This window comes from Patulibacter minatonensis DSM 18081, from assembly GCF_000519325.1.
In the GTDB taxonomy this organism is placed as follows: Bacteria; Actinomycetota; Thermoleophilia; order Solirubrobacterales; family Solirubrobacteraceae; genus Patulibacter; species Patulibacter minatonensis.
The window spans coordinates 2839100-2849947 of sequence record NZ_KI912613.1; the positions used below are offsets into that span (position 1 = coordinate 2839100).

General features: G+C 73.6%; 9 protein-coding genes. 5 read left to right on the forward strand and 4 right to left on the reverse strand.

Annotated elements, in window-relative coordinates; all coding sequences use genetic code 11:
- Window positions 1–8 precede the first annotated feature (8 nt).
- The 3 genes from PATMI_RS34575 to PATMI_RS0113075 are packed head-to-tail and all read right to left on the reverse strand — an operon-like array spanning window position 9 to window position 2025.
- A complete protein-coding gene (locus tag PATMI_RS34575) occupies window positions 9–578 on the reverse strand; it encodes an LbetaH domain-containing protein (RefSeq protein ID WP_026911212.1) in 570 nt (189 codons plus the stop codon).
- Window positions 579–580: 2 nt separating this feature from the next.
- Window positions 581–1339, reverse strand: coding sequence for a class I SAM-dependent methyltransferase (locus PATMI_RS0113070; RefSeq protein WP_026911213.1), 759 nt, complete (start codon window positions 1337–1339; stop codon window positions 581–583).
- The gene (locus PATMI_RS0113075; protein WP_026911214.1) at window positions 1336–2025 is read right to left on the reverse strand and encodes an alpha/beta hydrolase family protein; all 690 of its coding nucleotides are present in this window, start codon (window positions 2023–2025) and stop codon (window positions 1336–1338) included. Before PATMI_RS0113075 ends, PATMI_RS0113070 begins: the two co-directional genes overlap by 4 nt.
- A 279-nt stretch (window positions 2026–2304) precedes the next feature.
- Between PATMI_RS0113075 and PATMI_RS0113080 the strand changes: the two genes are divergently transcribed.
- Genes PATMI_RS0113080 through PATMI_RS0113090 form a run of 3 tightly spaced genes read left to right on the forward strand, consistent with a single transcriptional unit; the run spans window position 2305 to window position 6530 of the window.
- Complete coding sequence (locus PATMI_RS0113080; RefSeq protein ID WP_169738368.1) at window positions 2305–3840, forward strand: polysaccharide biosynthesis tyrosine autokinase; 1536 nt, start codon at window positions 2305–2307, stop codon at window positions 3838–3840.
- A gap of 3 nt (window positions 3841–3843) precedes the next feature.
- A complete protein-coding gene (locus PATMI_RS0113085) occupies window positions 3844–5478 on the forward strand; it encodes a hypothetical protein (protein WP_026911216.1) in 1635 nt (544 codons plus the stop codon).
- Window positions 5475–6530, forward strand: coding sequence for an NAD-dependent epimerase/dehydratase family protein (locus PATMI_RS0113090; protein ID WP_026911217.1), 1056 nt, complete (start codon window positions 5475–5477; stop codon window positions 6528–6530). Before PATMI_RS0113085 ends, PATMI_RS0113090 begins: the two co-directional genes overlap by 4 nt.
- Here the strand turns inward: PATMI_RS0113090 and PATMI_RS0113095 are convergent.
- Window positions 6498–7799, reverse strand: a complete 1302-nt coding sequence (locus PATMI_RS0113095) for a glycosyltransferase family 4 protein (RefSeq protein WP_026911218.1) — start codon at window positions 7797–7799, stop codon at window positions 6498–6500. The two genes, PATMI_RS0113090 and PATMI_RS0113095, sit on opposite strands and share 33 nt — an antisense overlap.
- Before the next feature lie 186 nt (window positions 7800–7985).
- Between PATMI_RS0113095 and PATMI_RS0113100 the strand changes: the two genes are divergently transcribed.
- Window positions 7986–9071: an NAD-dependent epimerase/dehydratase family protein gene (locus PATMI_RS0113100; protein WP_211241733.1), complete on the forward strand. Its 1086-nt coding sequence runs from the start codon at window positions 7986–7988 to the stop codon at window positions 9069–9071.
- Window positions 9061–10728, forward strand: a complete 1668-nt coding sequence (locus PATMI_RS0113105; protein WP_026911220.1) for a hypothetical protein — start codon at window positions 9061–9063, stop codon at window positions 10726–10728. Before PATMI_RS0113100 ends, PATMI_RS0113105 begins: the two co-directional genes overlap by 11 nt.
- Window positions 10729–10848 lie beyond the last annotated feature (120 nt).

A 10848-nucleotide genomic window follows, 5' to 3' on the forward strand; every position in this document is an offset into this window, starting at 1 on the left:
CCGTCTGCTCAGTCGGCGGTCGACGGCCGCGGGGGCCGGACCTTGCCGGCGATCGCGCTGCCGTCGGCGGGCACGTCCTCCAGCAGGAGCTGCTTGGCGCCGATCGTGGCACGGTCCCCGATCGTGATCGGGCCGAGCGCCATCGCGTGCGGGAAGAAGATCACGCCGTCGCCGACGCGGAGCCACTCCTCCAGGCCCTGGTCGGGGTACCAGCGCTTGCGGGTCGGCCCGATCGTGACGCCGTGGTGCAGGACGACGCCCGCCCCGAACGACGTGCCCGGGCCGATCGCGATCGAGAACGGGTGCGGGAGCTCCAGGCCGGGCCCGATGATCGTGTCGGGCGCCCAGTCGATCGCGTGCCAGGAGAGGAGCAGCCGGCGCCAGACGAACGCCGTCGGGCGCGGGGCCAGCGTGATCAGGCGGATCAGGAACGTCGCGTGGAAGCAGGCGTTCGTGATCATCCGCGGCACCATCAGGAGCCGCCGGCGCTCGACCGGCTCGTTCTTGTACGCGTAGAGCTGCTCGTAGTCGGATCGGACGAGGGCCCAGAAGCCGGGACCGCCGTCGGCGCGGGCCACGTTCAGGCCACCGCGTCGATCACATAGTGCGTGGCGAGGTTCGGCTTCTGCCGGCGGTGCGCCCAGTTCTCGTACGCGAGGTACGAGCGCTGCAGCGGCCGGTTGAAGCGCAGGTAGCCCCCGGCCTTGTACAGGGGGACGATGTCCCAGGAGCTCCAGCCCCCGGCCTCGAGGCGCTTGCGCAGGCCGCGGTCGGTGCAGCCGTCGTACTTCGTCGGGAACTTGTCCTCGGCCGGGAACCCGAGGAGCCGCTCCTGGGCCTTCGAGCTGATCCGGTACGGGACGACGCGGGCGGCGAGCGCGTAGAAGCCCCACGCACCCGACAGCATCGCGACCATCCGGCCGCCCGGAACCAGCGAGCGGTGCTGCGTGGCGAGCGCCGCGGCCATCGACGGGACGTGCTCGAGGACCTGCCAGCTGATCACGAGGTCGAACGACTGCGCGAGCTGGGGGAGGGGCGAGGAGATGTCGCCGACCACCCGCTCGTCGTAGTCGCCGTCCTCGGCGCGCTCGAGCTCGTGCTCGGAGACGTCCAGGCCGACCCAGTGGCAGCCCTCGGGGCGCTGGTCGGCGGGGACGGTCGGCCGGGCGCCGGAGCCGACGTCGAGGACGCGGGCCCCTGGTTTCAGGCCGGCCGCGACGCGGTCGAGGAACGGACGCTGCCATGCGGTGCCGTAGCGCTCGGGCAGCCGCCCGGCGGCGACCTCCGCGCGCTCGGCGGCGGCCTCGTCGGTGTCTTTCGGGGTGAGGATCAGGGTCATCGTCCGGAGCTCGCGAGGTTGGTGATGACGAAGGAGGACCACGCCTGCTGCGACGCCTGGAGCGCGGCGGGGTCCACGGTGGAGTGGATGAAGGGCTGGCCGGCGGTCGGGCCGCCGGGGAGGACGACGGTGCGGGTGCCCGGGAGCGCCTTCTCGAGCAGCTCGGCCTGGCTCGGCGGCACGATCGGGTCCGTCGCGGCGACGACCTGGAAGACCTTGGCCTTGATGCGGTCGGCCTGCAGCGCCGGGCTGAGGCGCTTCAGGTCGTCGGACCCGAAGGCGTCGACCGCGAAGCGCTTGAGCGTCCGCAGCGCGCGGCTGTCGTCCAGCACGGTGAGATCGGTCGGGCCGGCCAGCGACACGACGCACCGGAGCTTCGGGCGGCGGATCGCGAGCTCGAGCAGCAGGTGGCCGCCGGCGGACTGGCCGACCCCGCAGGTCGGGGTCGGGGTGCCGAGCTCGCGCTGGGCAGCGTCGTAGGCCGCGACGACGTCGTCCACGCCGCGCGCGCCGGCGCGGTACTCGGGGATCAGGACCGCGTAGCCCTGGCCGCGCCACAGCGGGGCGGCGACCTTCTGGAACGCGGCGACCTCCGTCGGGTTCCGGCCCTTCCAGGCGCCGCCGTGGACGAACATGACGAGTCCCTTCGGCGGCTTGCCGGCGTACGCGCCGTCGGGGAGCTCCACCGAGGCCTTCGGGGCAGGGCCGGGATCGGCGGGCTTATCGCTTCCGCACCCGGTCGTCAAGCCCGCGGCGAGCGCGATCGCGGCGAGGAATGCCGCGCGCCTGTGGGCAGGAAAAGCCACGCCGCGCATCATGCCACGCACTGCTCGGTTGACACCGTTTCGACTGCTATGGTCCGGCCGCGTCGACCACTGTTTCCTCCCGGAAACGCACAGGATGGGGCCACCGGAAGTGCCGAGAACGACCAGCCAGACGTGGACCGCCGGGTCCGAGACCCACGCATGAGCAGTCAACAAGGCGGCGGGATCACTCCCTACCTCCGGATGCTGCGGGAGCATCGGCTCCTCATCATCATCGTCACGATCGTCTGCGCCGGCGCCACCGCCGCCTACTCGTTCACGCGCGAGTCCAAGTACGAGAGCGTCGCCCAGCTGTCCTTCCAGGAGACCAGCCAGAGCAACGCCGTCGCCGGCGTCGCCGCCCAGCAGGTCTCCACGGCCGCCGAGCTCGCGGCCAAGGGCGCCACGGCGGTCCTCAGCGACGAGGTCCTCCAGCAGGTCAAGGACCGGCTGCGGACGGGCCTCTCGCTCGACGACCTCCGCTCCCGGCTGAAGGCCGACATCGACGCGACGAGCAACCTCGTCGACGTGACGGCGACCACGGACAACGCGCAGTTCTCCGCCGCCCTCGCCAACGAGGTCGCCAACCGCGTCGTCAGCGTCCAGGTCCGCGCCGAGCGCAGCCGCTTCAAGCGGATCGCGATCACCCTGCAGCGCCAGCTCGACGAGCGGCTCAAGGGCATCGCGAAGGACGACATCACCGGCATCCTCGCCGCGTCCAACGGCTACAGCGACCGCCTCGCGTCGATCAACACGCTGGCGGTCTCCGCGACCCCGGTGAAGCTCGCGAACACGGCCACCGTGGCCGACTCCCCGGCCTCGCCGAAGCCGATCCGCGACACCGTCCTCGGCGCATTCGTCGGCCTGCTGCTCGGCCTCGTCCTGGCCTTCGGGCGGGACTCCCTCGACCGCCGTCTGCGCGACGTCTCGGACATCCGCGAGCACCTCGACCTCCCGGTCGTGGGCATCATCCGCAAGTCCGCGTTCGGCGTCCTGCCGTTCGTCAAGGACTCCGAGGGCCAGGAGACCGAGGCCTTCCGCAGCCTGCGCACGAACGTCGAGCTGATGAACGCCGACCACCGGCCGCGCAGCGTGCTCGTGACGAGCGCCCTGCCGCAGGAGGGCAAGTCGACCGTCGCCGCCGGGCTCGCGCTCGCGAGCGCGACCTCGGGGCGCCTGACGATCCTCGTCGAGTGCGACCTGCGCCGCCCGTGCCTCGCCGAGCGCCTCGGCGTCGAGGCGAGCCCGGGCCTCAGCGACTACCTCGCCGGCCGCGCGACCCCCGCCGACGTCCTCCGCACGGTCGAGCTCGCCCAGAGCGCCGTCACCGGTGACGACGGCGCCGCCCCGCAGCTCGTGGTCGTCCCCGCCGGCTCGCCGACGTCCAGCCCGACCGAGCTCCTCGGCTCCCCGCGCTTCGCCGAGTTCCTGGAGGAGATCGGCAGCGTCTACGACACGGTCGTCATCGACACCGCGCCGGTGCTCTCCGTCGCCGACGCGCTGCTCGTCATCCCGACGGCCGACGCGGTCCTGGTCTGCGTCCGCGCCGACCAGACGACCCGGAACCAGGCGTCGGCCGGCAAGGCGACGGTCGAGCGCGTCCCGGACAAGGACCTCGCGCTCGTGGTGACCGGCGTGGCGCCGCACCGCGACGAGGACTACGGGTACTACAGCGCCACGTACGTGACGGCCGCCTGACCGATGGCGACCCAGGCGCGACTCGGCGGACGCCCGGCCGCCGGCCGGGGGCTCCCGTCGCGCGGCGACGTCGGCCTGGGCCTCCTGGTCGGCGTCCTGGCGGTCGTCACCGCGTTCGCCGTCACCAAGGGCGTCTGGATCGGGATCGTCGGCCTGATCGTCGTCGGCGCCGCGTGGATCGCGGGCATCCGCGACTGGCGTCGCTCGTTCGTCGGGCTGCTCGTCTTCCTGCCCTACTCGGGCATCTTCATCATCGCGGCGTATCCGGCCACCGGTCCGGCGACCCTGCTGAAGGACCTGCTGTTCGTCCTCCCGCTGTACGTGGGGTTCCTCGGCGTGCACGTCCTGAAGGGCCGCTCGGTGGCGGTCCGCGGGTTCCCGCTCGGCCTGGGCCTCGCGTTCGCGGGCATCGTCGTGCTCCAGATGCTGGCGCCGACGCTGCCGAACATCGTCGTCGGCCTGATCGGCGCCAAGGTCTGGCTCCTCTACATCCCGCTCGCGTACGTCGCGTACTGCTTCCTCCGCACCCGCGAGGACCTGAACCTGCTGCTGACCGTGATGGCCGCCGCGTCGGTCATCCCGTGCGTCGTCGGCATCGTCGAGGGCATCCTCGTCAACACCGGGCACGGGGACATCGTCTACAGCTGGTACGGCGACGCCGCCGCCGCCGCGACCCAGCAGTTCGTGAACGTCGGCGTCGGCGACGCGACGATCAACCGCGTGCCCAGCACGTTCTCCTTCGTCGGGCAGTACTCGTTGTTCACGATCATCTCGATCTCGGTCTCGTACGCCTGGTGGCGCGGGGTCCTGGTCCCACGCGGCGGCGTCCGCGTGTGGATGGGCCCCGCGCTGCTCGGTCTCGTGGCGCTCGCGGCGTTCCTGTCGGGGGCCCGGGGGACCGTGCTCGCCGCTCCGGCGCTGATCGCGGTCATCCTCGTCCTCGACGGCATCAACATCCGCACCTGGGTCGTGGCGCCGGTCGCCCTGGCCCTCGTCATGACGCTCGCCGCGTCGATCTTCGGCACCGGCGTGGGCGCGCTGCTGCAGAACACCTGGGACCACGCGATCTCCGAGTTCGACATCGGGACGATCCAGGGCGTCGAGCACGCCTTCAACCACACGACCTTCGGTCTCGGGACGGGCGTCGACACGGTCTCCGCCCGGTACGCGCTGCCGAAGTTCAGCCCGTACGCCCTCGTCGGCGGTCGCGTCGAGGAGAGCTGGTGGATCAAGGCCCTGCTCGAGCTCGGGATCATCGGCCTGGGCCTCGTGATCGTCTTCGTCCTCGGCGTGCTGCGTGCCGCGCTCCGCGCCCACCTCTCGGTCAAGGACAAGGGCCTGCGGGCGATCTCCGCCGCCTGCTGCGCCCTCCTGGCCTACGCGGTGTTCTTCAACTTCAAGGGCTCGGGGCTCGACCTCGATCCCCTGAACGTCGTCTTCTGGGTCTTCGTCGGGATCGTGCTGCGGCTGCCGGTGATCCAGGAGGAGGAGCGCGAGCAGGAGCGCCGCGCGGGCCTCCTGGCGGCCGCCACGGAGGAGCCCGGACCGGACCCGGGCGGCGACCTCGGGCGCGCGGGTGTGCGTCCGGGCACGCGAGCGGGGGAACCGCTCGTCACCGCGCTAGTCTCGCGGCGATGACCAAGCGCCTCCTCGTCACCGGCGGAGCCGGCTTCATCGGATCCACCGTCGCCCTCGCCGCGGCGGCCACGGGCGAGTGGGAGGTCGTCGTCTGCGACAACCTCCGACGCCGGGGCTCCGAGCTGAACCTCCCGCGGCTCCGCGCCGCCGGCGTCGCCTTCGAGCACGCCGACGTCCGGCACCTCGACGACCTCCTCGCCCTCGGCGCGTTCGACGCCCTCGTGGAGTGCTCGGCGGAACCGTCCGTGATGGCCGCGGTCGACGGCTCCGGCCAGTACGTCGTGGACACGAACCTCGTCGGTGCGCACCACTGCCTCGAGGCCGCGGCGCGCCACGGCGCGCACGTCGTCTTCCTCTCGACGAGCCGCGTGTACCCGCTGCGGCACCTGAACGGCCTGGCCCTCGACGAGACCGCCACCCGGATGACGATGGCCCAGGAGCAGCCCGTCCCCGGCGCGTCGGAGCACGGCATCGGCGAGGCCTTCCCGCTCGACGGCGCCCGGACGCTCTACGGCACGACGAAGCTCGCGGGCGAGCTCCTCGTCGCCGAGTACGGCGAGAGCCACGGGATCGCCACGACGATCAACCGCTGCGGCGTGGTCGCGGGCCCGTGGCAGATGGGGAAGGTCGACCAGGGCGTCTTCACGCACTGGATGAAGTCGATCATGGCGGGGCAGCCCCTCAGCTACATCGGCTTCGGCGGCACCGGCAAGCAGGTCCGCGACCTCCTGCACGTCGACGACCTGACGGACCTCATCCTGCGGCAGCTCGCCGACCCGCAGCGCTGGGACGGCACGACCTTCAACGTCGGCGGCGGCGTCGACTGCAGCCTGTCGCTGCTCGAGACGACGGCGCTGTGCGCCGAGATCGTCGGCCGCGAGGTCGAGGTCTCGGGGATCCCGGAGACCCGGGTCGGCGACGTGCCGATCTACGTGTCCGACTGCCGCGCGATCTTCGCCCACGACGACTGGCGGCCGACCCGGTCGGCCCGCCGCGTCCTCGAGGACATCCACGCGTGGCTACGCGACCACGGGGCGTCCGTCCCGGGCTGATGACCCGCTCACCGGCGCGCTCTGCACCGGGGCCGCGGCCTCCGGGCTGCGGCGCACCCGCCGGGCACGCCGGGCGCCGCGGGGCGCGACGTCGGTGAGGACCTCCTCCCAGCGGTCGAGCACCCGGTCGACGGAGAATCGGTCGCCGGCGTAGGCCAGCGAGCCCGTCGCGTGACGGTGGCGGAGGACCTCGTCCTCGAGCTCGTGGACCAGGGCCGGCCCGAGCCGGTCCGGGATCTCGGCGGGGGAGAGCGTGACGCCGGCGCCCGCCTCGTGCAGCACGTGCTGGACCTCGCTGTCGTCGCGGACCGCGCCGACGACGGCCAGTCCGCGGGCCATGAAGTTCATGAGCTTCGACGGCATGTTGAACTCGACCGTCGGGCTCGTCTGGCTGATCAGCGCGACGGTGGCGCGACGGGTCTCGCGCTCGAGGTCGGCGCCGCCGAGGATCCCGGTGACGCGGACGCGGTCGGTGGTGATCGCGGCGCGGACGGCGTCGCCCGCGACGCCGTCGCCGGCGATGACGAGCTCGGCACCGAGGTCCGCGAGGCGCTCGTCCGCCTGGAACGCGCGGACGACCGCGACGAGGTTCTGCGTCAGGCCGATGTTGCCCATCGTGAAGACGACCGGGCGGTCCGCGTCGCCGTGCACCTGCGGGCCGTCGGCGAGCTCGCGGGTCGCCGAGTCCGGGATGTGGACGACCTTGCCGTCCGGCACGCCCTTCTCGAGCATGTTCCGCCGCGCGGCGCGGGAGATGACGACGACGCGCTCCGCCGACGCGTAGCAGGCCTTCTCGTACCGGCGGAGCCAGCGGACGAGGCCGCCCTCCTGCATCAGCCCGGTCGCCACGGCGCCGTCGGGGAGGATGTCGTGGATCCGCACGACGAACGGCGTGCGGCGGACGCGGGCGTGCAGGGCGGCGACCCCGAGCGCCGGGAAGCTCGGCGTGGCCCCGACGACGACGTCGGCGGCCGGGAGCAGCGGCGCGGCCGCCACGCACGAGGAGGCGAAGGTCGCGTCCTGCAGCATCCGGTCCGAGGCCGTGCCCCGGCCGACGCGCAGCGGCACGCGCAGGACGTCCACGCCGTCGTGGTCCTCCCGGGTGGGGCGCAGCGGCCGGTCCCACACGGGATCCGGGTAGTGCGCATGGGCGGCGAGGACCGTGACGTCGTGTCCGCGGGCCTGGAGGCCCTTCGCCCAGACGGTCGCGAGGGGAGCGATGCCCGTCGGCTCCGGGGCGAAGTTCGAGCTCCACAGCTGTATACGCATTGAGCCGATCGTAGCGAGCGGCGCTGCGATTCTCCACCGATCGGGGGTCCACCGGCGCAACGATCGGGGGACCCCTGAAGGGTGGACCTCCGTTGGAGCGCGTGCAAGGAGGATCGAGCGTCCGTCCAGTGACGATCCCGACGATTCCCCTCGATTTCGTCGGGTCCACGACGTATCGTGCGCCCGGTGACCAACCCCATCTGCGTAGTGACCGGCTCGGGCGGACTGATCGGGTCGGAGGCCGCGAGGCACTTCGCGTCGGTCGGCTTCGACGTCGTCGGCATCGAGAACGACATGCGTCAACAGTTCTTCGGGCCCGCGGCGTCGACCGCGGCCAGCTCGTCGCAGCTCGCCGCCGATCTGGGCGACGCGTTCCGGCACGAGGTGCTCGACATCCGCGACGCCGACGGCGTGGACGCCCTCTTCGCCTCGCTGGCGAAGCGGATCGCGCTCGTCGTCCACACCGCGGCCCAGCCGTCGCACGACTGGGCCGCCCGCGACCCCTTCACGGACTTCGGCGTCAACGCCAACGGCACGCTGAACCTCCTGCAGGCCGTCCGCGGCCACTGTCCGGAGGCCACGTTCGTCTTCTGCTCGACGAACAAGGTCTACGGCGACCGCCCGAACTTCCTGCCGCTCGAGGACCGCGGCACCCGCCTCGAGCTCCCGGACGACCACGAGTGGGCCGGCGGCGTCGGCACCGACATGTCGATCGACCGCTGCACCCACTCGCTCTTCGGCGTCTCGAAGGTCGCCGCCGACCTGCTCGTGCAGGAGTACGGCCGCTACTTCGGGATCCCGACCGTCTGCTTCCGGGGCGGCTGCCTCACCGGCCCGCAGCACGCGGGTGCGCAGCTGCACGGGTTCCTGAGCTACCTGATGCGCTGCACCGTCACCGGCGATCCGTACACGATCTTCGGCTACGAGGGCAAGCAGGTCCGCGACAACATCCACGCGGTCGACGTCGTGCAGGCCTTCGAGGCGTTCCATCGCGACCCGAAGGTCGCCGCCGTCTACAACCTCGGCGGCGGGCGCGAGAGCAACGTCTCGATGCTCGAGGCCATCGACCTCTGCGAGAAGGTCGCGGGCAACAAGCTCTCCTGGACGCTCTCCGACGAGGCCCGCATCGGCGACCACCGCTGGTGGATCTCCGACCTCTCGGACTTCAAGGCCGACTACCCCGGGTGGGGCATCACCGTCGGGATCGAGGAGATCCTGCGGGACATCCACGCCTCGAACGCCGACGAGTGGACGGCGCTGCGTGCTGCGTGAGCGCCAAGGGCTCGTCGTCCTGCTGATCGTCGTCCTCGGCGTCGCCGTGGGCGCGGTCGCGGGGGGCGCGATAGCCGGCTCCCGGACGACGAGCTACGAGGGCGTCTCGACCCTGCAGGGACACGCCGCCTCCGCCGACGGCTCGCTCGGGGCACTCCTGTCGGCGACCTCCGGGAGCACGGCCGGCGAGGTCGCCTCGAGCTCCGTCGGGCTCGTCCGGAGGCCCGACGTCGTCGCCGCCGCGCGGACCGCCCTCGGGCCCGGGAGCGCCACCGCGACCGCGACCGCCCGCCAGCTCCCCGGCGCCCGGCTCGAGGTCGTGGTGCGCTCCACCGACCGCGGCGCCGCGGCCGCCCGTTCGCGGGCCTTCGCCGTCGCGCTGCGCGGCGTCCAGACGACGACCACGCGCCGGTCCTACGTCCGGACCGCGATGTCCGTCGAGGCCGACGCCGCCACGACCCCCGCCGGGCCGGCGCGCGCCACGCTCGTCGACAACGCCGCGGTCCTGCGGACCCTCGCGCAGCGCGTCGTGCCGCTGCAGCTCCTGCAGGTCGGCACCGTCCGCACGATCGAGCCGTCGCCGTCGGACGGGGCCGTCGCCGCGCTCGGCGGTCTCGCCGGGCTCCTCGTCTCGCTCGTCGTCGTCGGCGGCTTCCTGGCCGGCCGTCGCTCGCGCCGGCCCGTCGCGGTCTCGTCCTTCGCGGGCGGGACGCGACCCGCCGCACCGGCCGGTGCGGCGCGGGTCCCCGTCCGCCCGGCTGCCGCGGCCCCTGCGGCCCCGGCCCCGGCGGCCCCCGCCGCGGCCCCGGCGTCCGACGCCGCTCCGGCATCGGACTGGAGGCCGAGCCCCGCGACGGTGGCGGCGCAGCAGACCGAGCGCAGCGCCTGGACCCCCGCCCCGCCGCCCGACGCGGGAGTCGTCGAGGCCTCCGCGGGCACGCCCGCGGAGCTGCCGAGCACGGACCGCGCCGCGGTCCCGCCGGCGTTCACGATCACGGGACGCTTCGGGCGCTCCGGCGGTGCGCTGCCGGTCGGACCGGAGCGGCTCGCGGAGCTCCGCGGGCTGCTCGCCGAGGCGCGACGCCCCCGCGAGGACGGCGCCGAGGTCCTGCTCGTCGCGGCGCCCACGGCCGGCCCGTCGTCCGCTGGACTCGCACTGGCCGCGGGGGTCGCGGCCGCCGCGGGGGGCGAGCGCGTGCTCGTCCTCGAGGCCGAGCCCGACGAGGGATCCGGCATCGCCGTCCTCGCCGCGCTCGAGCGCGGGCCCGGGCTCGGCGACCACCTGTCCGGCGCGTTCGGGCCCGCCGAGGTCCTCCAGCCGCTGTCGCTGGAGTACGCCGGGGCCGACGAGCCGGGCGCACGGACCCCGGTCGTCGTGGTCGCCGGGGAGCTCGGCGTCGTCCCCGACGGCGAGCGCCTCGACGCGCTGTTCCGCGACGCCCTGCGGGGCTACGACCTCGTGGTCGTGAGCGCCCGGGCGGACGACCACGTCGGCACCGTCGGCCGTCACGCCGACGCCGTCGTCCTCTGGATCGACGTGGACCGCACGACGGACCCGCTGGTCGAGGAGGCCGTCGAGCGCGTCGCGGCCGTCACGAGCGCCCCGGTCACCGTCGTCGGCGCCGTCGGCGCCGGCTGGCTCAGCGTCAGCGGCTGACCGGAGGGCCCGTCAGGCCCGGTCGTCCCAGAGGCCCGGGACGACCCAGGCGTTGACGTCCTCGTCGGCGCCCGCCGCGACGGGGGGCGGGGGCACGGCCGCGGCGCCCCGGGGCGCCGG